The organism is Mesorhizobium sp. 128a (assembly GCF_053848025.1).
This window is the reverse complement of sequence record NZ_JBSPKY010000011.1, coordinates 88301-111820: the sequence shown is the minus strand read 5'-3', so window position 1 is coordinate 111820 and position 23520 is coordinate 88301. Positions and strand designations below refer to the sequence as shown.

The window sequence follows — 23520 nt, the reverse complement described above, 5'->3', positions numbered from 1 at the left end:
GGCTTTTCCATCTGCGAGGTCAGAAAGCTTCATCGCGCTCGGCCATCTCCTGCGACGCGCCGGTATCGCGCGTCACCTGACCGGCTTCCAGGCGGATGATCCGGTCCAGCCTTTCGATCAGCCGTTTCTCGTGACTGGCGACGATGAGGGTGGTTCCCGCCTCTACCGCCAATTGCAGCAACAGGTTCGCCACCGCAATTCCGGAATCGGAATCGAGGCTGGCGGTCGGCTCGTCGGCGACGACAATGGCCGGTCTTGTCACCAACGCTCTGGCAACAGCGACCCGCTGCATCTGTCCCCGCGACATGGTTTCGACCGGCTGGCCGGGACGCTCAATTTCGACCCGTTCGAGCAGCCGCAGTCCTTCCGCCTTCAGTTCGGACACGGGGCGGACCCTTGACAACCTGCCGGGCAGCAGGACGTTTTCCAGCGCCGACAGGCCGGGGCACAGATAAAACTCCTGCATGACCAGGCCGACATTCGCGGAACGCCAGCGGTCACGCCTGGCTTCGGAGAGGCTGGAAAGTTCGGTGTCGCGCCAGCGCACCGAGCCATGGCGTATCCTTTCCAGCCCGGTCACGATGTTGATGAACGTCGTCTTGCCCGATCCCGAGGGCCCGGTGACGGCGACTTTTTCACCAGGTCGGATGTCCAGCGCGGGCACAGTGAGCGCAGGCTTCTCAAGGTCGCGGAAGGAAACCCGCAAATCGCGGACGGACAGGCCAAGCATGATCGCTACGCCCGGCGGAAATGCGCGTCGACGATGCGCAAAAGGCTGACGAAGCCGGTTTCTGGGTCGGTCCAGGAGCCGGTTTCCAGCCTGCCTGCCACTTCAATGAGGGCGTTTGCCTGTTCGAAGGTTTGCGCCTGGTCGAGATAGATGACGACGATGTTGTCGGGCCAGTCGGCGTCGGACGAGCAGAACGGACACAGCGCCATCGGTATCTCGGTCAGGACGAAGAATTTCGCCTCGGCTTTCAGCGGCGGCGCCATGAAACCCTGCATTGTGACGTCCTGGCCGGCAAGGCTTTTGACTTTGTCGGAGAAGGTCATGCCGAGCACGCCGATCTTGCCGTAGAGGTCATCGAAGGTGAGCGGCGCGGCGGCTGCGGACGCGGCGCGCAAAGCCCAGGAAAAACAGACCGCAGCCGAACCGAGCAGCGTGCCGCGGCGGGTAATCGGTCTGCACGCCATGATCCGCAGTCCTCCTTGTCAGGCCCGGGCGCCGTCAGCGCCCGAACCGCCGTCCCGGCCCGCTTCATCCGCAGCCCTGCGAAAGCGAATGGAGCGGCCGGAATCAATCATAGCCCGCGCGGCTCAGTTCGTCGCCGGCGCAAGTCCCAAGGCATCGGCCAGCACGCGGTAAACGTCGCTCTCTTCCATGTAGCCCTTGAAGCCTTCGGCGCCTGGGCCGGTGGCCTGCAGCACGACGTCATCGACGGCATGAACGGCGCTTTCGGCGTTCTTCGGCAAATTGCCTTTGCGCAGCACGGCGCCGGGTACGTCCTTGTACTTCTCGTTGGCGACGTATTCCTTGGCCTCGTTCTGCACCGTCGGCACGAACGGGCCGTCGAGCTTCGGACGGAAGGTCTCGTAATAGTCGGGGAAGTTGGCGCCGAAGATCGCCAGACGGCGCGAGACATCGACGCTGTCGGGATAGCCGTCGCCATTCTTGTCCTCGTAATTCGGGAAGCCCGCGTCGGCATAGACCCCGACCTTGTCGCGCATCTCCGGACCCGGCTTGTTGTCGTCGATGGTGCCAAAGATGGAGACGCTGTGGGTGTGGTCGCCGGTGACGACGATCATGGTGTCGGGGTGGGTCTTGGCGAATTCCATGGCAACGCCGACCGCCTTGTCGAACTCGATGACCTCGACCATGGAGCGCTCCCAGTCCATCGGATGCGACATCTTGTCGATCAAGGCGCCTTCGACCATCAGGAAGAAGCCGTCCGGGTTTTTCGACAGTTCACCGAGCGCGACATTGGTCATTTCGACCAGGCCCGGCTGATTGGGGAAGGTTTCCACAGTGCCCTTCTTGAGGAAATCGCGGTCGAGCGTGACGTCCATGTTGCCGGTGTGGAACAGGCCGAGGATCTTGCCGGTGTTGGTCTTGGACGCGGCCTCGAGTTCGGTTTTGTCGGTGGCAAGGGCGTATCCGGCATCCCGGAATTTTGCGACGTAGTCGGTGTCGTCCTTGCGCTTGGAGCCGGCCGTGCTCTGCGGCAGGAAATAGGCGGAGCCGCCGCCGAGGATGACGTCAGGCTGCGTCTGATAAAACATGCCGACGATGTCGGCCTTGTCGCTGCGGCTGCGCGTATGGGAGACGACGGCTGCGGGGGTGGCGTCCTCGACCTCGGCCGTCGAGACGACGCCGATCGACTTCTTGCCGGTGCGCCGCAGAGCCTCGGCGATGGTCTCGACCTTCGGGTCATCCTGGCTCGGCTTGGTGCGGTCGGCATAGACGCCGAGCGCGTTCACCGCCGTCTTGTGGCCGGTCATGTAGGCCGACATCGTGTTGGCGCTGTCGGTGGCGATGGCGTTCGTCGATGACGTGCCGATGAAGGCCATATGGTCGAGATCGTCCATGTTGAGCCGGCCGTTCGCCTTGCCTTCGGTCATGCCCTTGGACATGATCCGCGCGCCGGTGCGATGCGCGACGGAGAGGCCGTCGCCGAGCAGGAAGATGACGTTCTTGGCACGAGGCGTCGCGGACGTTCCGAACACATCCCATTTGACGGACTTGGTCTCGTCGCCGGCCTTGGCTTCGATCTCATAGGTGCCGGGCTGGCTGATGCTGGCGGCCCGGATCAGGATGGCGGAGGCATCGACCCCCTCTTCCTTGTTCACGAACTCGACCTTTTTGCCGAGGACCTCTTCGGCCGGCTTGCCGTTGATCGTCACCATGACCTGGTCGGGGGTGACGACCTTGTCGAATTCGACCTTCAGGTCGAAGGGAGACTGGGCGAGGATGGTGGCGCGGTCGAGAGGATAGATCGTGGCTGCGCCAGCAGCGCTGACAAGACTTGTCGTAACGGCGAGCGCGATGAGGGGGCGAAGCATATGTGACCTCCAAAATTGACTGGTAAAAGACAGTTTTTGGTATTCGCTGCCGATGTCTGTTGTATGACAGAATCTTGCTAGGACCGCTCACATTCTCGCGTAGTCCAAAGCCGGTTGAAACAGGATTGAACGAAGCTGGCTGCCGGCCTTCTCCCAGGTGTGGGGGATCAGCCGTTATGCACGCCTGCTCCAACCGACCAACACGCCCCCCGCTACTGCGGCGCTCCGGCGAACAGGATTTCGCTGTCGCCTGTTGCCGGCCAATCCCTGATGGTGCGGTCGTCGCCGCCGGTGAGCAGCGTGCCGTCGGGGGCGAAGGCGACGGCGTAGATCGGACCGGTGCGGCTGTCGAACATGGCGATCTGGCTGCCGGTGTCGACATCCCATAGCCGCGCCGTGCCGTCGAGCGAGCCGGATGCCAGGCGCTTGCCGTCGGCCGACAGCGCCAGCGTATAGACGGTGCCTTCGTGGCCCTCGAAGCGGCGCACCTCCTTGAAGGTGTCGAGGTCCCAGAGCTTGATCGTGTAATCGCCGCTGCCGGTGATGACGTGATGGCCGTCGGCGGTGAAGACGGCGCCGTAGGTGCCCTGCTCGTGGCCGTGCCAGCTGCGCAATTGCTTGCCGCTTTCGACGTCCCAGAATTTCAGCGTGCCGTCGATGGAGCCGCTCAGCGCGCGCGTGCCGTCGGGCGAGATGGCGACCGTGCTGATCGGCCAGTCGTGCCCGGTCATCACATGCAGCGCGGATTTGTTGACGAGGTCCCAGACGATGACGTTGCCGGTGTCGTGACCGCTGACAGCGCGCTTGCCGTCCGGGCTGATGGCCAGCTTGCGCACGCCGCCATTGTCGCCCGACGAGAAGACATGCAGCACCATGCCGTCGGCGAGTTTTCGCAGCACGATCTCGCCGTCGTCGCCGGCGGTCAGCGCGGTGGCGCGGTCGGGCATGAACAGCGCCGTGCGCGCCATGTCCTTGTGCTCACCGAGGTTGCGGATCAGCCGCTTGCGGCGATGTCCCAGAGCTTGATCATGTGGTCGGTGCTGGCGCTCATGATATCGCGGCCGTCAGCCGACACGGCGAGCCAGACGACGGCATCGCGGTGGCCGTCGGGCTCGGTCGGCAGCGGCAGTTCGGCCGGCGGCAAGGGCGCCACGGTTTCCGGTGGCGAAGGAAGTGCGGCTTGTGGCGGCGAGGCCGGAGCCGGCGGCGGTGCTGCCTCCGGCGGCGGTGTCGCCGGAGCAAGAGCGACCTCGGGCGGCGGCTCCGGCGCCGAAGGCGGTTGGACCGGAGGCTCTGGCGGGTTGGTTGCCTGTACGGGTGGCGGAGCGGCTTGCGCGGGTGGTGTCGGCGCAGCGGGCGGCGTCGCCGGCGCGCCGGCTATGTCCTTCGGTTCGTTGCTCTTGGGTTCGGCGGGCTCTTTCGGCGCGGCCACCTCACCGCCCGGGCCAGCACCACGCCAAGGGCCGAACCGATCGGCCAGCAACGCCAGGACGACAATCGCCGGTAGAACCAGGAAGGTTCGCCGCAGCTTTGGCCTGCCGGGGTTTTGCACCTCCGCCACCCGACCGAACAGCGGCGTGCCCGACAGGTGGTTCGGAGGTGCCGGCAACGCACCGGCAAAAAACAAGATCGCCCCGACCACGCAGGCCGCGCCCGCAACGAACAAGGCAACTGGGCGAATGGATGCGAAGGAAGCAGCAATACTTGCATCGCCTTGCGCCAGACGCTGCATGGCGAAACAGACCACGCCAATCGCCAGCAAGAGCAATGCAAGCGCCCTGTCCCTGTTCATTGGCTCTCCCCTCGGGCCGCGCACTTCGCGGCCCACCCGTTCATGAGACTAGCGACGAAATGCGTATGGCAAAATGCTTGGTATGAAAGTGGTTGAGATCACGCAGCCTCGGCCAAGCTCACTTCAACTCCACCCATACCGGCGCGTGGTCGCTGGCGCCGTCCTCACCCCTGATATCGCGGTCGATACCGGCAGCTTTGAGGCGGCGCGCCAGTGTCTTGGACAGCAAGATGTGGTCGAGCCTCAAGCCAGCGTCGCGCGGCCAGCGGTTACGGCGGTAGTCCCAGAAAGTGTAGAGCGTTTCCTTCGGGTATTTCTTGCGCAGCGCATCGGTCCAGCCCTGCTCGAGCAGCCGCCGGAACGATGCGCGGCTCTCCGGCTGCACCAACGCATTGTCGTCATAGGAGCGGGTGGCGTAGATGTCGCGTGGCTCGGGCACGATGTTGTAGTCGCCGACCAGCGCCACCGGCAGGTCGGTGTCAAACAGCTCACCGGCATGCGCCTCCAGCCTTTCATGCCAGGCCAGTTTGTACTGGAATTTCGGCCCCGGCTGCGGGTTGCCATTGGGCGCATAGAGGCAGGCGATGACGACACCGTTCACGGCCGCCTCGATGTAGCGGCTCTGCCTGTCGGCCTCATCGCCCGGCAGGGCGTCACGGGTCAGCACCGGTTCGGATCCTCGCGCGAGTATGGCGACGCCATTCCAGGTCGGCTCGCCCTTCCACACGGCGCCGTAGCCGGCATCGGCCAAGGCGGTGCGCGGAAACTGCGTGTCGCGCGCCTTCAACTCCTGCAGGCAGACCACATCGGGTTTGGCCTTTGCCAGCCATGCCAGCAGGTTTTGCAGCCGGTTGTTGATGTTGTTGATGTTGAAAGAGGCGAGTTTCATCGGTCAGGAGGCGATCCTGTCCGCCCATGCCTTCACAGTTTCCGCCAGCGTCTTCAGATGATCCGCCGTCGAGAAGCCGGAGATTGCCTTGCGCGGCTTCAGATCGTGGTCGCCGTCCTCCAGCCAGATGACCTCGATAGCATCGGAAAGACCGTAGGTCGCGACCTCTTCCCTGGCGCCGAACTCGTCGCGTGTGCCCTGGAAGATCAGCGTCGGCGTCTTCAAGCCGACAAGATGCTTCGTCCGCAGTTGCTCCGGCTTGGCCGGCGGATGGAAGGGATAGCCGAGGCAGATGAGGCCGGCGATCTCGCCCTTGGCGAACATCTCGTCGGCGACCATCGAGGCGACGCGGCCGCCCATCGACTTGCCGCCGATGATGAGCTTTCCGGTGACGCCCCTGGCGCGCAGGTCGGCGATCGCCTTGATGTATTCGGGGTTGACGGTCTCGGCGCGCGGTGGCGGCTTGCGCTGGCCATAGCGGCGCGCCGCCATATAGTGGAATTCGAAGCGTGCGACCTGGAAGCCGGCAGTGGCAAGCGCCTTGGCGGTAGCGGTCATCGAGGGGGAATCCATCGACGCGCCGGCGCCATGGGCAAGCAGGACGGTGACGGGGGCGGTGTCGTGGCCGTCGAAGAGGAAGCTGGTCATGGGGTGGCCTTCCTACTGAGGCCGAGTTCCGTCACACCCCCCTCTGCCCTGCCGGGCATCTCCCCCGCAAGGGGGGAGATTGGCGGGTCAGGCGCCTTGCCCAACCGCGCAACGATGGAGATAGGCGAAGGCCGCGAAGCGCTTGATCTCCCCCCTTGCGGGGGAGATGGCCGACAGGCCAGAGGGGAGTGCTCAAGCGCGAACATCTCTCTCCCCCGCCAGCTGCAAATCCACGAACTGTATTCCCTTCTGCGCAGTCCGCGCCCATTCGCTGTCCGCGTCGAGTTCGAGATAGCGCACCCAGTTCTTGCGAGCCTCCGCCAGATTGCCGGCGTCGAATTCCAGACGGGCAAGGTTGAAGACCGGATCGGCATAGGTCTTGTCGAGCGCGATCGCCTTTTGCAGGTGCCGGCGCGCCGACGCGATCTTGCCCTCGTCGCTCATCAGGCCGGCGAGGTTGAACCACGCCTCGACGAAGGCCGGGTCGAGCTTTATCGCCCTTGCATAGTCGTGCGCGGCCTCGCTGACACGGCCGGCGCCGCGCAGGCAGTTGGCGCGGTTGAAGGCGGCGATGGCGTCGCTCGGATCGATGCTAAGGCAGCGCTGGTAAAGGAACGCGGCCTGCTCGTGGTCGCCCTGCTCTTCCGCGCTTTCAGCCTCTGCGAACAAGTCCTCCAGCGTATCGTCGCCGGCAGCACTTGCGCTGCCGAGATCGAACAGCAACTGGCCGTCGAGTTCGCTCTGGCCGCCTTCGAGATAGATCGCATCGGGCCGGCCATGCTGCGAGCCGACATTGAGGGACTTGGCGGTGAGCGAGGCGACCGGACCGGAGCGGTGCACCGAGCGGGCAATCGCGCCCCATGAGGCGCCGCCGGCCACCAGCCCGGCATATTTGCGGGCGAGGATGAGGTCGCGGAAGGAGTAGGGTTCGCCATCATGCTCGAAAGCGTCGAAAAGGCTGAGCAGGTCGAGGTCGGCGCCCGACAGTTTTGACTGGTCGATGAGTGACTGCCTGGACAGCGAGGACGCCTCCGGCGTCTTCATCAGGCTGAGCAGGCGTAGGAAGCCATTTTCGCTAAGGAGCGTTCGCCCGGCGGCGCGCTCGGCCGAGACGCGGCGCTCTATCTCGGCATCACCGGCCTTCGCCATGCCAGCCTTGGCAAGCAGCGTGCGTCCGAAGACGACGTGGGTGGTGCGCCGGGTGATGCCGCGCCGCAATTGGCCGTGCCGCCGTTCGACCTCGCGCGCGGCGAGCCGCAGCGGAAATGCCGCCAGCGCGCCGATGGTGCCGAAGTCGGCGCCGGAGGTTATACCGGTGGGCGCCGTCACCCCTTGCTCTTGCCGACGGCCTTGAGCAGGTTGGCCTTCAACGGGTTTTCCTTGGCGGCACCTGCTCCACTCTTTGCAGCGCTTGCCTTGGCGGCCGGCTTCTCAGTCTCATCGGCTTTGCTCTTCGACTTGGCAGGCGGCTTGGCCGATTGGGAGAGGCTGGCCTTCAGCGCATCCATCAGGTTGATGACATTGCCGCGTTCGGGGGCGGCCGCAATGATCGGCTTGTGGCCCTTGAGCTTCTCGCGGATCATCGACATCAGTGCGATCTCGTAGCGGTCCTCATAGTTCTTCGGGTCGAAGGTGGTTTCCTTCTGCTTGATCAGCGCTTCGGCGAGCTGCAGCATTTCGGCGTCGGGTTTTCCCGCCGGGATATTGCCGAAATATTCAGCCGTGCCGCGTACTTCGTTCGGGTTCCTCAAGGTACACACGAACATGCCGTTTTCGCGGGCACCGATCGTCACCACGCGCTCGCGGCTGGACAGGACAAGGCGGGCGATGGCGAGCTTGCCGGACTTGCGCATGGCTTCGCGCAGCACGGCGAAGGTTTCCTCGGCCATGGCGCCATCCGGAGCCATATAGTACGGCGCATCCTGGTAGATGACGTCGACCTCGTCTTCATCGACGAAGGCCTCTATGTTCATCGTGTGGTTGGATTCGATCCTGACCGTATCGAGGTCGGCATCATCGATGATGATGTACTGCTTGTCCTCGTACTCGTAGCCCTTGACCAGATCCGAACGCTCGACCAGCCCCAGCTCAGGGTCGACCGGCTTCATGTTGATGCGATTGTGGGTCTTCTTGTGCAGCTGATTGAACGAGATCCGCTCGCTGGTCGTCGTTGCCGGATAGAGCCGGACCGGACAGCTGACGAGGCTGAGCTTGAGGTAACCTTTCCAACTTGCCCTGGGCGCCATGAACTCTCTCCTACGCGGCCATGCACTGACACACCGATGCAGCGCTTCGTCCGGAGGACGAATGGCGCTGCCAAAATCCTACATCGATCCCTGACGCTACATCAAATTCCTGACTAAATGTTTCAAGGGCTCAGGCGAGAGGATAATTCAAATTGTCTGGAGCGTCGATGGCGCAGCACCGGTTCCTCGCCCCCGCGGAGCGGGGGAGAGGTGGCTCGGCGAAGCCGAGACGGAGAGGGGGATGGCGCAAGCCTGAGTGTTTCCAAGGGGCGTCTGAACCTTGGAGCGTCGGCGCAAGCCCCCTCTCCGTCCGCTACGCGGACACCTCTCCCCCACGTTGTGGGGGCGAGGAACCTAGATTTTGAAGGCTGGCAAGTCCCGGGCAAAATCATCGATGTCCGCCCAGGGATCGCCCGAAGTCGCCAGGAGGCCCGGCAGCGAGGAATAGTTCAGATCCTGCGGCGCATCGATGGTCTCCAGGTCGCTCCAACTCACCGGCGTCGAGGCCGGCAGGTTGGTGCGGGCGCGCAGCGAATAGGGGGCGGCGGAGGTGTGGCCGCGCGCGTTGCGGTGATAGTCGATAAAAATGCGCCGCTTGCGGTTTTCCTTGCCCATGGTGGTGGTGAAGGTGTGGGGCGCGCTGGCCGCCAGATGGGTGGATATGGCGCTGGTCGCCTGGTGCAGCTTCTTCCAGTTCTGCTTGCCGGTCACCGGCACCGTGATGTGGATACCGCTGCCGCCCGATGTTTTTGCAAAAGGCACCAGCCCCAGCCCCTCCAGCTCGCCCTTGATGTGGACGGCGGCTTCGACCACTTCGCGCCACGAAATTCCCTCGCCCGGATCGAGGTCCAGCACGATCTGGTCGGGCTTGTCGAGATGGGTGCGATGCGTGCCCCAGGTGTGGAACTCGACGACGCCGAACTGCGCCAGCGCCAGATAGCCTTTGGCGCCTTCGACCGACAGATAGGACTTGACCTCGCCTTCGGAATTGGCGGTCTCGAAAGTGACGACGGAAGGCGGCATGCCGGTGAAGGCGTGGCGCTGAAAGAAACAGTCCTTCGGCAGGCCGGTCGGGCAGCGCACCAGCGACACCGGGCGGCCCATAATGTGCGGCAGCATGAAGTCGCCGACCAGCGCGTAATAGACGGCGATGTCGAGTTTGGTCGGCCCTGTCTTGCCAAACAGCCGCCGCTCCGGATTGGTCACCCAGATTGTGGCGAGGTCTGCCTCGGCGATCAGCCGTCTGCGCTTCGGCGACACCGGCGTCGACAGGCCGACATCGCGCAACCCACGGAACACGCCATGGCGCAACGCATTGTCGGCCGTGCGGTTGGCATAGTGGATGCGCGCCGACAGCAGCGGCCGCACCCATTTCATCTCGCGCATGATCTCGCGCGGCACGCCGTCGGGCGCCGTCGCGCCATCGCGCAGCGGTTCCAGCCTTGCGAGCAATTCCGCTGCCGTCGCGGCATCGAAGCCAGTGCCGACCTTGCCGCGATAGTGCAGTTCGCCATCCTCGAATTCGGCCATACCGAGCGCGGCCAGCCCTTCGGCCGCGTCGGAGACGGTGTAGCCGGCAATGATGAAATCGCCATTCTGCAGCGCCTTGACCTTGGTCCAGCTCTTGGTGCGGCCACTCTGGTAGATGGCGTCGGCGCGCTTGGACACGACGCCTTCCAGCCCAAGATTCGAGGCCTGCTCGTAGAGCCCTTGCCCGTCGCCCTCGACATGATCGCTCAACTGGATGGCGGAGTTGGCGCCGAGGCCGGCAAGCAGTTCGGCAAGCAGCGCCTTGCGCTTTGCGAGCGGCGCCCTGCGCAGATCCCAGCCGTCGAGATGCAAGAGATCGAAGGCGTAGAAATGCAATTTGGAGCCGGCACCCGCCGACAGCGCATCCTGCAGTAGGGCGAAACGGGAAATGCCCTTGCCGTCCAGCACCATGATCTCGCCGTCGATGATCGCCTGGTCGAGAGGCAGCTTTGCAAAGGCCTGCGGCAGGTCGCCGTAGCGCTTCGTCCAGTCGATACCACCGCGGGTGATCAGCCGGACCTCACCACCCGCAATATGCGCCATGGTGCGATAGCCGTCGAATTTTATCTCATGCAGCCAGAGCTCGCCCGTATCCTCCACTGGCCCGCCTGGTGGCTTCGGCACCTGGGTTGCGAGTTGCGGCTCGATGCGCGACGGCGGATCGCCTCTGACAGCGCCGGGCAGCGCGCCGGGTTTCAGCGCGCCGGGTTTGGGCGGCAGGCGGGCCGGCTTCTTCGGCGGCGCCACCAGCTCCTCGATGCGCTTGCCCGATTTCACGCTTTCCGGCCGCGCTTCCAGGATATCGAGGCTGGTATCAGCGGCGAGGTCGCGCTCCTTGAACAGCAGCCAGTTCTTCTTGTTCTCGTCTTCGCCGGGCTTGGGCTTCAGCCGGGTCAGCATCCAGCCGCCATTGAGTTTTTCGCCCGCCAGCCGGAACTTGAACGCGCCGGTGCGCAAACTCTTGTCGACATCGTCCATCGGCGCCCAGGTGCCGGTGTCCCAGACGATCATCGGCCCGCCGCCATATTCGCCTTCGGGAATGACACCTTCGAAGTCGATATATTCGAGCGGATGGTCCTCGGTCTCGACGGCGAGCCGCTTGTTGGCCGGGTTGAGCGAAGGCCCGCGCGGCACCGCCCAGCTTTTCAGCACGCCGCCGACCTGCAGGCGCAGATCGTAATGGTCGGCGGTGGCGTGATGCTTGTGCACGACGAAGCGGTTGCCGTCGCCGGAAATGAGCCCGCCAGCCGGTTCCGGGGTGCGGCTGAATTCGCGCTTGGCGCGGTAGGATTTGAGCTTGGAGGGAGGCATGAGTTAGACGGGAGCGGCGGCATGGCCGGCTTGCAGGCGTCGCGTTCCTTCACACCCCCCTCTGGCCTGCCGGCCATCTCCCCCGCAAGGGGGGAGATCGGATGACGCGTATGCCTTCGTCAATTTCCAGCGATGCAAAAAGGGAGCCGGCGGCAAAACGGCTAATCTCCCTCCTTGTGGAGGAGATGTCCGGCAGGACAGAGGGGGGTGCTGTCCCGCCAACCTTGCCCTCTTCATCCTGGAATGCTCAATCGTCGGCGGCTGGCATCAAGTCCAGCTCGGCCGGAGTCAGCCCCTGTTGCAGCTGGCTCAGCCGGAATTCATCGACCCAGTAGGCCTCGCCATCGACCAGCACGCGGGCCGAGTAGACCCCACCGGAAAAGCTTTGCGCGGTGATGTACACCTTGTGGCGGTCAAGCGCCTTGCGCACCGCGGCGCGTTTGGACTTCTGGCTGGCGACGGGACTGACCATGAACCGCTCACACACAACAACCGCAAGACATGGCGGCCCCTCAAGGATGCTGGAGATCGGCTGTTCTGTCAATTTTGGACTGCCAACCAGTCTGGCGGCAGCACGATCCGGCGGCAGCAAAAAAGCCCGCTGCGGGCCCCACATGCCCGGGGACGCTGGGCGTGATGCCCTATGCTATCGATCCTGAATCGGCCGAGCGTCTCTGGAAATTGAGCGAGCGGCTTCTATAGTTTCTCCGTGCTCTCAAGGAGAACAGCAATGACCCTCAGAACCCGCAAACTCGGCAGCCAAGGGCTGCAAGTGTCGGCGATCGGCCTCGGCTGCATGGGCATGAGCCAGTCTTACGGTCCGGCCGACGAGGCAGAATCGATCGCCACATTGCACCGCGCCATCGAACTGGGCTGTACCTTCCTCGACACGGCGGAAGTCTACGGCGCCTATGCCAATGAAGAATTGCTCGGGCGAGCGCTGAAGGGCCGGCGCGATGAGGTGACCATTGCCACCAAATTCGGCTTCCGCATCGAAAACGGCAGACAGGTCGGCACGGAGCGGGACAGCCGGCCCGACCATATTCGCGAGGCGCTCGAAGGCTCGCTGAAGCGGCTCGGCACCGACCATGTCGACCTCTACTACCAGCACCGCGTCGACCCTGCGGTACCGATGGAAGACGTCGCCGGTACGATCGGCCGCCTGGTTGCCGAAGGCAAGGTGCGCTTCTTCGGCCTGTCGGAGGCAGGCGCGGCCAACATCAGCCGCGCGCATGCGGTGCACCCGGTGTCGGCGCTGCAGAGCGAATATTCGCTTTGGGAGCGCAACCTGGAGCCGGAGATCATCCCGTTGCTCGAAAAGCTCGGCATCGGCCTGGTGCCGTTCGCGCCGCTCGGCCGCGGCTTCCTCGCCGGCGAGGTCAAGCGCGCCGAGGAGTACCCCGAAGGCGATTTCCGCCGCGGCGACCCGCGCTACCAGGGCGCCAATTTCGACACCAACGTCGCCGCAGCCGCCGCGGTGCAAGAGGTCGCAGCTGCGAAGGGAGTGAAACCCGCACAGATCGCGCTGGCCTGGGTGCTCGCCAAGGGCGACAGGTTCGGCATCGACATCGTGCCGATTCCCGGCACCAAGCGGCGCAAGTATCTGGAGGAGAATGTCGCGGCGGCGGCGATCAAGCTCGAACCCACCGAAATGGCTGCGCTTAGCGCGGCGCTTGCGCCGGGCAAGGTCGCAGGCCCGCGCTACAATGAGCGGGTGATGACGACGATCGATCGGTAGGACGATCCTTTTTTCGCACCCTGCGCGGCTCTTGATTGCCGGCGCGATCTCGGCATGATCGCAGGCGATGACCCAGATCAGAGCCATGACCGCAAAAGACGTGCCGTCGGTGTCGCGCCTGTTGGGCGAATCCTGGCGGCGCACCTATTCACCGATCATGGGATCCGAGACCACCGCGCGGCTCTCCGACGGCAGGCACGCGCCTGAGCGGCTGGCTGAGGAACTCAGCGATGACAACAAGATGTCGTTCGTGGCCGAGCGGCCGGACGGGTCGATCGCCGGTTATGCGATGGCGGCGATGGACGATCGTGGCGATGTCATGCTCGACCGGCTGCATATCGACAAGACCGAGTTCGGCAGCGGGCTCGCCACCGACCTGCTGCACGCCGTGCTCGCCGCCCATGCCGGCATTCCCTCGATTGCGCTGGAAGTGATCGAAGGCAATGACCGGGCGATCGCCTTCTACCGCAAGCACGGCTTCGAGGCGGTCGAGCGCCGGCCGGCCGCGCACGGCGTCGCCGGCCACGCCTCGCTGATCATGCGCAGGCTGCTGTCGAGGGCGTAGAAGTGAGGCCCTACTGAAACCCCATCGCCGGCGCCACCGGGCCATCCTCGTCCTCGGGCATGTCGAGGATCTCGATCAGCCGCGCCACCTTCGTTCCAGGCAAGGGGCGGCCTTCGTTGACCAGCGCCTCGTCGGCGCCAAGCCAGGCGAAGGCCTCGCGCAGTTCTTCAAGGCTAGCGCCGGTCAGCGCGATGTCGGCAATGACCGCCTCGTCTACCGGGCCTAACACCGAAATGATGTCGTCGCGTGTCATGGTCACCTCCATGCAAGGTGCCGGCCTGTCGTCGAGATGACGCCGGGATGCGGCATCCAGCCGGCGGATTGCGAGCTCGAACCCCGCCGACAGACAGAATCTGGGTCTTGTTTTCGGTGAGACAAGGTGAACGCGCGGCTTTTGCCGTCAGGCATTGGAATGCGGATCGATGCCGTAGGCATGCACGGGATAGCCGGGACCGATGGCAGCCGCCACTCGATCCATCCAGGCGAGGACAGCCGGATAGTCCGCCAGCGCGAAGGCGCAATCTTCGGCCAGGTGGCCGTAGGCATAGACGGCGATGTCGGCGACGGTGAGCGTGTCGCCGACAAGGAACGGCGTATCGTTCAGGCTGCGCTCCAGCGCGGCGAGCGTGCGGGCGCTGGCTTCGCGCTTGGCCGCGACCATCGCCTGGTTGCGCTCCAGCCTTCCGGTCAGCGTCCAGAAACGCAGCGACCCGATAACCGGCTCGACATGGTACTGTTCGAAGAACAGCCATTGCATGATCTTGGCGTTGACATAGCGGTCGGCCGGCAGAAACGGCGTGCCCTCGGCGAGGTAAATGAGGATCGCATTCGATTCAGCGATCGCGCGGCCATCCTCCAACTCAAGCACCGGGACGGCACCGGCCGGGTTGAGCTTCAGGAAGGCGTCGGTGTGGCTCTCACCCTCGAAGATCGACACCAGGCGGCTGTCATAAGGAATGTCGAGCAGCCCCAGTACAACTCTTGCCTTCCAGCCGTTTTGCGATGGCAGGTAATCATGAAGCGTGAGCATGGCTGTCCTTCGCTGCGGTCGCCGCCAGCCATGCATGGGATCCGCGACAGTTGCCACCCGAATCCTGCGATATGAACGCAGGAGATCGGCTACTTACGCCGAACTGCGCAGCATCAGCTCGGCGTTGAGCAGTATGCGCGCGCCTGCCCGCTTTGCGGCGGACGCGTCCTCATCCAGCCGCTCGAGCAGCAGGCCGATGGCGAGGCGGCCGATCTCGTTGTAATTCTGCGCTACTGTGGTGATCGGCGGGCAGGCATAGCGCGACAGCGGATGGTCGTCATGGCCGGCGACCCTGAAGTCGCAATCCGCCCCGTGGCCGACCTTCAGTCCGAGCTGGAAGGCGGCGCCGAGCACGCCGAAGGCGACGCGATCGTTGGCGCACAGCACGGTTTTGGTCGGAAAGCCGCTACTTTTCAGGATGCGCATCGCCTCGTCATAGCCGAACTTTTCGAAATCCCACGAGCGCACGTCCTCGACCGGCACGATCGACGGCGTCATCTTGAACTGCCGCATGGCCTCGACATAGGCGTCCTGGCGCGCCGAGGCATTGTTGTTGACCAGAGGCATGGCGAAGTAGCAGGGCGGCTCGCCGGAGCGGCAGAGATAATCGACGATCAGCCTGAAACTCTGCCGGTTGTCGGTGCCGACGAAGGAGGATGTCTCGTCGAGCGGCGAGTCGACATAGATCAGCGGGATGCTCGATCCGAGCTCGGCCAGGATGCGGTGGTGTGACTGCACGCCGAGCGGCGCGATAATGGCGCCGGCAATGTTCATCGAGCGAAACGTCTGGATCGCCTGGTCCTCCATTTCGGCGCGGCCGTCGGAGGACAGCACGAAGGCCAGGAAGCCGGCCTCGTTGGCGATCAGCTCGATGCGGCGGGTCAGCGCCATGTAGAACGGGTCGGTCGAGTTCGGGATGATGACGCCGAGGATGTTGCTGCGGCGGCGGTTGAGGTTGACCGCGAACATGCTCGGCCGGAAATCGGATTTCTTCAGCGCCGCCTCGATGGCGCTGCGGGTGTTCTTGCGGACGGAACTAGGGTCGTTGAAATATTTGGAGACGGTAGTGCGAGACAAGCCGACGAAGTCCGAGAAATCCTCCATCGTCCTTATCGTCTTTGCCATCTGCCGCCCCTGTTCGACCTTCCCGTCCCTGTCTACGTGAGTCACCCTGCCGCGCAAAGCAGCAAGGTTTCACCGGTGGTAGAGCCAGTTTGCCGGTTCATGACGTGCCGTGCATCCTCATTCAAATATCAGCCGCAAACTGGACTTTCATCGTCGCTGGATCGCCGCTCGTCTTGGCGAAGAAGGGCAGCATTTCGGCAAGCGGTAAGCGGTGGCTGACCAGCCTCGCCATGGTGCCGTCGTCGCGCTTGAGGATGTCGAGCGCCTGCGGGATGTTGCGGTTCAGCGAATGCGAGCCGGCCAGCCTGATCTGCCGGCGGAAGATCTCGAACGGCGCCACCGAGATCCTGGCATCGGGGGGGCAGACGCCGAAGACGAGTGCCGTGCCGCCATCCGCGGTGAAGCCGATCATGCCTTCGACCACTTTGGCGACGCCGGTGGCGTCGGCGACGAAATCGAAGCACCGCGCCTTTGCCGAAAGCACCTGCGATCCAGACATTAGCGGCTCTAGTCCGAGCGCCTCGGCGAAGGCAAGGCGCGGCTCGCTGAGGTCGGCGACAGCCACCTTTGCCACCCCCGTCGCCTTCAGCGACAGCGCCAGCAGCAGACCGATCGGCCCGGCGCCGAAGACCAGTGCGGTGGCTGGCATGCGCTGCTCGATGCCGGCGGCGCCGAGGCCGTTGAGCACGCAGGCAAGCGGCTCGGCCAATGCGGCGGTGGCGAAGCCGAGTTCGCCGATATCATACAGATGATCGACGGCGACGAGGCTGAACTCGGCGAAGCCGCCGTCCTCGGTCACGCCATAGGCTTTGAGCGAAGCGCACAGATTGGCGAGACCCTTCCTGCAGCTGGCGCAATGGCCGCAAGGTATGTTGGGGTCGACGGCGACCCGGTCGCCGGGCCGCACGGCGGTGACGTCTCCCGCGACGGCTTCGACGACACCGGCATATTCATGGCCGGGAACGAGGGGGAACGCTCCCTCGCCATAGCGGCCATGCAGCACCTCGATGTCGGTGTGGCAGAGGCCGGCGGCACGGACCCGCACCAGCGCATGCCCGGGCGCGATGTCTGGCAAATCCAGCTCCGCCATGCCGGCAATACCAGCGCCGGAAAATCGGATGGCTTTCATTGTGTCCTCTCGTCTTGACGTTCCGAGTGGGCGCCGGCGTCTCAACTCATCCAGTTGCCGCCGTCGACATTGTAGGTCTGGGCCAGGATGTAGTCGCTGTCGGAAGAGGCGAGAAAGACGGCGAGGCCGGCAACGTCCTCGGGCCGCGCGAAACGGCCGATGGGCACGGATTTCGCCACCGCCGCTTTCTTCTCGCCGGGCTTCAATCCCTCCCAGCGGGCGAAGTGGGCATCGACGACTTCCCAATGTTCGCCGTCGACGACGCCGGGGGCGATGGCATTGACGTTGATGCCATGCTTGACCAGCGCCAGTGCCGCTGATTGCGTCGCCGAAATGATCGCCGCCTTGGAGGCGCAGTAAAGCGTCACGAGAGCTTCACCGCGGCGGCCGGCCTGGCTCGCCATGTTGATGATCTTGCCGCCGCGGCCGCGCGCGATCATGACATTGGCCACCGCCTTCATCACGAACAGCGGGGCCTTGAGATTGATGTCGAAGACACGGTCATAGCTTGCTTCGGTGATATCGGTGATCGGCGCCATGTCGAAGATGGCCGCGTTGTTGACGAGTATATCGATGCCGCCGAATTTCTTATCGATCTCGGCCACGACAGTCTCGATCGCATCGAGGTCGGTGACGTCGAGCCAGACGGCGCTTGCCGCCGGACCGATTGCGGCGGCCGCCTTGGTCGCGCGATCGATGTCGATGTCGGCGATCACAACTTTGGCGCCTTCGCGGACAAAGGCTTGCGCGAAGCCCAGCCCGATGCCGCGCGCGCCGCCTGTGATCAGGGCAATCTTGTCGGTCAGCTTCATTGCGATTTTTTCCCGAGTTTCAAGAAACGATATCCGGGCCGCCAGGCGGCGGCCAGTGCGTGGCCTTTTGGAGAACGCACGGACCCTAAAATGCTCTGGCGGGGTCCGTGCATCCTCCCGGCCTGCTGCAACGGGAGGTCTGGACAGGCCGGGATCGCCAGGAGCGGCACACGCTCCGCTCCTGGCGTTGCTATTGCCTATTTGATGTAGCCGGCCTCGGTCATGGTCCGCTCCACTTCGGTCTGAGCGCCGGCCAGCACGTCGTCGACCGACTTCTGGCCGGTGACGGCGGCGGCGACCGCCTGGCCGACCTCGGTGCCAATGCCTTGGAACTCAGGGATGGCAACGAACTGGATGCCGGTATAAGGCACCGGATCCTTGGTCTGCTTGGTTGGGTCGGCGGATTCGATCGCCGAAAGCACCGTCGCGGCGAAGGGCGCGGCCTTCTGGTAGTCCGCGCTGGCATAGGTGGATTTGCGCGTTCCCGGAGGTGCCGCGACCCAGCCCTCGGTCTCGCCGACGCGCTGGACATAGGCTTTCGAGGTCGCCCACTTGACGAAGGACTTCGCGGCGTCCGCCTTCTTGGACGAGGCCGGGATGGCGAGGCTCCATGCCCAGCCCCAGGCCGAGCCGTTGGGCGTGACCGCCACCGGCGCCTTGGCGAAGGCCACCTTGTCGGCGACCTTGCTCTGCTTCGGATCGTAGACGCGGCCCGCCGCCGAGGTGGCGTCGATCCACATGGCGCAATGGCCCGACGCGAACAGCGTCTGGTTCTCGTTGAAGCCGTTGGAGCTGACGCCCGGAGGACCGTCCTTCTTCATCGTGTCGACATACCAGCCGATCGCCTTCTTCCACTCGGGCGAATTGATCTGCGGCTTCCAGTCCATGTCGAACCAGCGGCCACCGAATGTGTTCACCAGCGTGCCGACGAAGGCCATGTTCTCGCCCCAGCCCGGCTTGCCGCGCAGGCAGAGCCCATATTGTTCCTTCGACTTGTCAGTGAGCTTGTCGGCGAATTCCGTGATCTGGTCGTAGGTCGGCTGCTCCGGCATCTTCAGGCCGGCGGCGTCGAAAAGGTCCTTGCGGTAGAGCGTGAACGAGCTTTCGGCATAGAATGGCACGGCATAGAGATTGCCGTCGACTGTCAGGCCGCTGCGCACCGGCGTGATCAGATCGTCATAGTCATAATCGTCGCCGAGATCGTTGAGGGACGTCAGCCAGCCTGCCTTGCCCCAGATCGGCGTCTCATAGCCGCCGATAGTGAGAACATCGAACTGGCCGGCCTTGGTGGCGATGTCGGTTGTGACGCGTTCGCGCAGAACGTTCTCCTCCAGCACCACCCAGTTGACCTTGTTTCCGGTCGCCTTCTCCCATTCCGGCGACAGCTTCTGCATGATGATCATGTCGCCATTGTTGACCGTGGCAACCGTGATTTCCGTGGCGAGCGCCGCGCCCGTCGCGAGCGCCGAAGCAGCGGCCGACACGGCGAGAATTCCGATAAGCTTACACGTTGGCATTTGCGATTCCTCCCTTACGAATGCGCATGAATAACTGAACATGCGTGTATATTTCATTGCGCTACAAAACATCCACTGTCAAGGCATAAATGGCGGGAATTTTGTCACGACGGCCACGCTTCATGCATGGCTGTGCGCAGACAGGCGCGTTGATAAAGTCACCGACCCGCCACATAAAATGTACATGCGTATAGTTTTGCCTTGACTTTGCTTTCGCCGCGATTTACCTCGACCCACAGCCAGGCGCTATCGTGCGGTCCACCGCGGACCGCATCGCGTGCGGCTCTGGGAGGGAAGGCTTTGGGGGAGACGAAATTGCAGGCAATGAGCCGCCGCAGGGAGATCGCCGCCGAGGCCGTGGGACCAACGATTGTCGCCGGCGAAATCCTGGTCGAGATCATGGCGATAGAACGGGGTTTTGGCTTCGTTGAGCCGCAGACCCTGGTCGGGCCATTCCCTAGCGGCGCACCGGCAATCTTCATTGACCAAGTGGCAAGGCTGGGCGGCAGCGCCGGGCTGATCGGCTGCGTCGGCCGCGACGATTTCGGAACGACCAATCTGGAGAGACTGAAGCGCGACGGCGTCGACGTTTCGGCCGTTGATGTCAGCGACCGCTACCCCACCGGAAGCGCGTTCGTACGCTACCGACCCGATGGCGGCCGCGACTTTGTCTACAACATCGCCGAATCCGCCGCCGGGCAGATCCGCCTTACCGCCGCTGCACGCCTGCTGGCGGATAGAGCCGGCCATTTGCACATCATGGGATCGACGCTGTCGGTTGCCGGGCTGAGGGAAATCGTCACCTACGCCGTGCAAGCAGTGCGCGCCCGCGGCGGCTCGACTTCTTTCGATCCGAATATGCGCAAGGAGCTGATCGCCGGCGCCGATGGCACGCTGTTTTCAGCACTGGTCGACGATGCCGACCTGCTGCTGCCGTCCGGCGACGAGCTCTCCGCCGCGGCCGGCGTCGATGACGAACGCCAGGCGGTGGCGGCGCTGATCGCCAGGGGGGTCGGCGAGATCGTACTGAAGCGCGGCGCTGCCGGCTCTTCCTATTTCGGGGCCGACGGCACCAGGATCGATTGCGCGGGCTTCGTGGTCGAGGAAGTGGACCCGACCGGCGCCGGCGACTGTTTCGGCGCGACCTACCTGACCTGCCGGCGCGGCGGGATGGAGCCGGCCAAGGCGCTGTTTTATGCCAATGCGGCCGGCGCCCGCAACGTCACGCGGCAAGGCCCGATGGAGGGCGTTGCCGGCTTCGACGGGCTTGACGACTTCATCGCCGGTACAGCGAGGCAGACATGACGATCAATTCGCTTGCAGGGCTCGCCAGCGCGCGGGCAAACGGATCGCCTTACGGCGTAACCTCGATCTGCTCGGCGCATCCGCTGGTGATCCAGACGGCGATACGGCGTGCGGTCTCCGACGAACAGGCCAGCCTGCTGATCGAGGCGACCTGCAACCAGGTCAACCAGTTCGGTGGCTACACAGGGATGACGCCCGACCTGTTCGTCGCCTTTGTGCTGGAGATCGCCGGCAAGGAGGGGCTGGAGGCCTCGCGCATCATCTTCGGCGGTGATCACCTGGGACCCAACCCTTGGCGCACCGAGCCGGCGGCGCAGGCGATGGCCAAGGCCGAAGCCATGGTCACGGCTTACGTCTGGGCGGGCTTCAGCAAGATCCACCTCGACGCCTCGATGGGCTGCGCGGGCGAGCCCGCCGCGCTCGACGACGAAACCATCGCCACGCGGGCGGCGCGGCTCGCCAGGGCGGCCGAAAAGGCAGCGCGCGAATCCGGCGGCGTGCCACCCGTCTACATCATCGGCACCGAGGTTCCCGCGCCCGGGGGCGTTGACCACGCGATCAGTGACCTGAAACCCACCGAAGCGGCGGCGGCGCGCCGCACGATAGAGGTTCATCGCGAAATCTTCGCCCGGGAGGGCGTCGCCGAAGCATTCGGCCGCGTCATCGCCGTGGTGGTGCAGCCAGGCGTGGAGTTCGGCAGCCGGAATGTCATCGCCTACAGGTCCGAGGCGTCGAAGGCGCTGACCGGACTGCTCGACGAGGAACCGACGCTGGTCTACGAGGCGCATTCCACCGACTACCAGAGCCGCGCGGCGCTGACGGCGCTCGTCCAAAGCGGCTTTCCCATCCTCAAGGTAGGCCCAGGCCTGACATTTGCCTTGCGCGAGGCGCTCTACGGGCTCGACCTGATCGCCTCCGAAATCGTCGCGGACTATGGCGAGAGATCGCTAGCACGCACAATGGAGCGGGTGATGCTGGCGTCGCCCGGCAATTGGCACAGTCACTATCATGGCGATGAGAAGAGCCTTCGTCTGCAGCGCCACTACAGCTACAGCGACCGGATCCGCTATTATTGGAGCAACCCCACTGCTGTCGCCGCCGTTGGCCGCCTGCGCGCGGCTTTGAATGGCATCGCCATTCCGGAAACGCTGATGCGGCAGTTCCTGCCGACGCTGCCGGCCGGACTTGGACCGGCTGGCAATCCCGAGGCGATTTTTCACGCGGCGATCGGTCAGGTGCTCGCCGACTACGACGCCGCCTGCCGCGGCGGTTGAATCCTGCAACGGCTTTGTCAGCTGCCGCGCCCAATGCTAGAGCGAAGTGCATAACCCATGGCAGCCCTTTGACATCAGCATGAAACCAGTCGTTTTGTTCGTCCAGCTCGCGGCCTTGTCCCTCGCCTCGCCTGCACGCGCGGACTGGAAGCCGCTCGAGAAGGTCGAGACCTACGCCATATCGGGCCAAAGCGGCCCCGAACTCTATGCATCGATCGGCGAAGCGGGCCCGTTGCTCGGCAAAGGGCGGGTCATTGCGCACACCAATTTCAAGCTGACCTGGACCAGGGACTACAAGCCGCAAGGCGGCGCCTGCATGCTGCGATCGGCGCGACCGAAACTCATCATCACCTACACCTTGCCCAAACCCGCCGCGTCGCTGTCGCCTGCCGTGCAAAAGAGCTGGGAGACTTTCGCCGCCGGGCTCGCCGCCCATGAAAAGGTGCATGGCGCAGCCATCGTCGAGATGGTGCACAAGATCGAAGCCGTGAGCGTCGGCCTGACGATCGCCGATGACCCCGGCTGCAGCAAGATCCGGGCCGAGCTGACCCGGCAGCTTGCCAAAATCTCGCTGGCGCAGCGGCAGGCCAGCCGGGACTTCGACAAGGTCGAATTCGGTCCCGGCGGCAATCTGCGGCAGCTGGTTTTCAATCTGATGACCGGGAAATAGCGCCCATCGCGAACAGAGTCAGAATGCCGCTCTATCTCCTTGTTTGATCGCGATCTTTTGCGATCTGGTGATTACGTCTTGACCTGCTTTGATCAGATGGCGCGGATGATGCCGCCGTCGACGCGGATGTTCTGGCCAGTGATGTAGCCGGCGCCTTCCGAAGCGAGGAAGGCAATGGTGGCGGCAATTTCCTCAGAGGTGCCATAGCGCTGCATCGGCACCGAGTCGCGGCGCTCCTCGGTGGCCGGCAGGCTGTCGATCCAGCCGGGCAGCACATTGTTCATGCGCACGTTGTCGGCGGCATAGGTGTTGGCGAAGATCTTGGTATAAGCGGCGAGACCGGCGCGGAACACAGCGGATGTCGGGAACATCGGGCTCGGCTCAACCACCCAGGCCGTCGAGATGTTGATGATGGCGCCGGCCTTCTGCTTGACCATTTGCGGCGCCACGATGCGCACCGGGCGGATGACGTTGAGCAGATAGACGTCCATGCCGGTGTGCCACTGCTCGTCCGTGATCTCCAGGATCGGCGCGCGCGGCCCGTGGCCACCGCTGTTGACCAGCACGTCGATGCGTCCGTAGCGCTGGAGCGTCAGGTCGACAAGCTCCTGCAGATCGTCATTTGACTGGTTGGAGCCGGTGACGCCGAAGCCGCCAAGTTCCTTGGCCAAGGCCTCGCCCTTGCCGGAGGAAGACAGGATCGCAACCTTGAAGCCATCCGCCGCCAGGCGCTTGGCCGCTGCCGCGCCCATGCCGCTGCCACCGGCCACGATCACTGCCACTTTTTCTACACTCATCTGATTTTCCTTCATGGGTTGGCGAGACGTGATGTTTCCGGGCTTTGACCAATGCTATAATCGGTTTTGTTAGCTGGTGCGA

General features: G+C 64.2%; 23 protein-coding genes. 5 read left to right on the top strand and 18 right to left on the bottom strand.

Annotated elements, in window-relative coordinates:
- Positions 1-19: 19 nt before the first annotated feature.
- From ACWTU9_RS19110 to ACWTU9_RS19060, 11 genes are all read right to left on the bottom strand, one after another.
- Positions 20-730 carry an ABC transporter ATP-binding protein gene (locus tag ACWTU9_RS19110; protein ID WP_455859624.1) on the bottom strand — a complete coding sequence of 237 codons (711 nt, stop codon included), beginning with the start codon at positions 728-730 and terminating at the stop codon, positions 20-22.
- Between the two features lie 5 nt (positions 731-735).
- Entirely contained in the window at positions 736-1194 is a 459-nt protein-coding gene (locus ACWTU9_RS19105; RefSeq protein ID WP_455859623.1) for a hypothetical protein, read from the bottom strand.
- 123 nt (positions 1195-1317) lie between these two features.
- Positions 1318-3060 (bottom strand): alkaline phosphatase, encoded by a 1743-nt coding sequence (locus ACWTU9_RS19100; protein ID WP_455859622.1) that lies wholly within the window; start codon positions 3058-3060, stop codon positions 1318-1320.
- Between the two features lie 212 nt (positions 3061-3272).
- Positions 3273-4028, bottom strand: a complete 756-nt coding sequence (locus ACWTU9_RS19095) for a WD40 repeat domain-containing protein (RefSeq protein ID WP_455859621.1) — start codon at positions 4026-4028, stop codon at positions 3273-3275.
- A gap of 26 nt (positions 4029-4054) precedes the next feature.
- Complete coding sequence (locus ACWTU9_RS19090) at positions 4055-4852, bottom strand: WD40 repeat domain-containing protein (protein WP_455859620.1); 798 nt, start codon at positions 4850-4852, stop codon at positions 4055-4057.
- 118 nt (positions 4853-4970) lie between these two features.
- Positions 4971-5741, bottom strand: coding sequence for an exodeoxyribonuclease III (xth, locus tag ACWTU9_RS19085; RefSeq protein ID WP_455859619.1), 771 nt, complete (start codon positions 5739-5741; stop codon positions 4971-4973).
- A gap of 3 nt (positions 5742-5744) precedes the next feature.
- Positions 5745-6389, bottom strand: a complete 645-nt coding sequence (locus ACWTU9_RS19080) for an alpha/beta hydrolase family protein (protein WP_455859618.1) — start codon at positions 6387-6389, stop codon at positions 5745-5747.
- Between the two features lie 192 nt (positions 6390-6581).
- Complete coding sequence (locus ACWTU9_RS19075) at positions 6582-7718, bottom strand: tetratricopeptide repeat protein (protein ID WP_455859617.1); 1137 nt, start codon at positions 7716-7718, stop codon at positions 6582-6584.
- Positions 7715-8635, bottom strand: a complete 921-nt coding sequence (gene ku, locus ACWTU9_RS19070; RefSeq protein WP_455859616.1) for a non-homologous end joining protein Ku — start codon at positions 8633-8635, stop codon at positions 7715-7717. Before ku ends, ACWTU9_RS19075 begins: the two co-directional genes overlap by 4 nt.
- A gap of 354 nt (positions 8636-8989) precedes the next feature.
- A complete protein-coding gene (gene ligD, locus ACWTU9_RS19065) occupies positions 8990-11476 on the bottom strand; it encodes a DNA ligase D (RefSeq protein ID WP_455859615.1) in 2487 nt (828 codons plus the stop codon).
- Between the two features lie 247 nt (positions 11477-11723).
- A complete protein-coding gene (locus ACWTU9_RS19060; RefSeq protein WP_454588702.1) occupies positions 11724-11948 on the bottom strand; it encodes a hypothetical protein in 225 nt (74 codons plus the stop codon).
- 258 nt (positions 11949-12206) lie between these two features.
- On the opposite strand from ACWTU9_RS19060, the gene ACWTU9_RS19055 reads away from it, so the two are divergent.
- Positions 12207-13214, top strand: a complete 1008-nt coding sequence (locus ACWTU9_RS19055) for an aldo/keto reductase (protein ID WP_455859614.1) — start codon at positions 12207-12209, stop codon at positions 13212-13214.
- Positions 13215-13281: 67 nt separating this feature from the next.
- Complete coding sequence (locus ACWTU9_RS19050; RefSeq protein ID WP_455859613.1) at positions 13282-13779, top strand: N-acetyltransferase family protein; 498 nt, start codon at positions 13282-13284, stop codon at positions 13777-13779.
- Positions 13780-13789: 10 nt separating this feature from the next.
- Here ACWTU9_RS19050 and ACWTU9_RS19045 read toward each other — a convergent pair whose 3' ends face one another.
- The 6 genes from ACWTU9_RS19045 to ACWTU9_RS19020 form a co-directional block, all read right to left on the bottom strand.
- Positions 13790-14032: a hypothetical protein gene (locus tag ACWTU9_RS19045; RefSeq protein WP_454588699.1), complete on the bottom strand. Its 243-nt coding sequence runs from the start codon at positions 14030-14032 to the stop codon at positions 13790-13792.
- Positions 14033-14179: 147 nt separating this feature from the next.
- Positions 14180-14809, bottom strand: coding sequence for a glutathione S-transferase family protein (locus ACWTU9_RS19040; RefSeq protein WP_454588832.1), 630 nt, complete (start codon positions 14807-14809; stop codon positions 14180-14182).
- 93 nt (positions 14810-14902) lie between these two features.
- A complete protein-coding gene (locus ACWTU9_RS19035; protein ID WP_454578305.1) occupies positions 14903-15913 on the bottom strand; it encodes a LacI family DNA-binding transcriptional regulator in 1011 nt (336 codons plus the stop codon).
- Between the two features lie 142 nt (positions 15914-16055).
- Positions 16056-17063, bottom strand: a complete 1008-nt coding sequence (locus ACWTU9_RS19030) for a zinc-dependent alcohol dehydrogenase family protein (protein ID WP_454588698.1) — start codon at positions 17061-17063, stop codon at positions 16056-16058.
- Between the two features lie 41 nt (positions 17064-17104).
- Positions 17105-17875: an L-iditol 2-dehydrogenase gene (locus tag ACWTU9_RS19025; RefSeq protein WP_454578292.1), complete on the bottom strand. Its 771-nt coding sequence runs from the start codon at positions 17873-17875 to the stop codon at positions 17105-17107.
- Between the two features lie 197 nt (positions 17876-18072).
- Positions 18073-19392, bottom strand: a complete 1320-nt coding sequence (locus ACWTU9_RS19020) for an ABC transporter substrate-binding protein (protein WP_455859612.1) — start codon at positions 19390-19392, stop codon at positions 18073-18075.
- A gap of 324 nt (positions 19393-19716) precedes the next feature.
- On the opposite strand from ACWTU9_RS19020, the gene ACWTU9_RS19015 reads away from it, so the two are divergent.
- From ACWTU9_RS19015 to ACWTU9_RS19005, 3 genes are all read left to right on the top strand, one after another.
- Positions 19717-20697: a tagatose kinase gene (locus ACWTU9_RS19015; RefSeq protein WP_455859611.1), complete on the top strand. Its 981-nt coding sequence runs from the start codon at positions 19717-19719 to the stop codon at positions 20695-20697.
- Positions 20694-21971: a D-tagatose-bisphosphate aldolase, class II, non-catalytic subunit gene (locus tag ACWTU9_RS19010; RefSeq protein WP_455859610.1), complete on the top strand. Its 1278-nt coding sequence runs from the start codon at positions 20694-20696 to the stop codon at positions 21969-21971. Before ACWTU9_RS19015 ends, ACWTU9_RS19010 begins: the two co-directional genes overlap by 4 nt.
- A 79-nt stretch (positions 21972-22050) precedes the next feature.
- The gene (locus ACWTU9_RS19005; protein WP_455859609.1) at positions 22051-22641 is read left to right on the top strand and encodes a DUF922 domain-containing Zn-dependent protease; all 591 of its coding nucleotides are present in this window, start codon (positions 22051-22053) and stop codon (positions 22639-22641) included.
- Between the two features lie 92 nt (positions 22642-22733).
- On the opposite strand, the gene ACWTU9_RS19000 is transcribed toward ACWTU9_RS19005, so the two are convergent.
- Positions 22734-23438: an SDR family oxidoreductase gene (locus ACWTU9_RS19000; protein WP_455859608.1), complete on the bottom strand. Its 705-nt coding sequence runs from the start codon at positions 23436-23438 to the stop codon at positions 22734-22736.
- Positions 23439-23520: the final 82 nt, after the last annotated feature.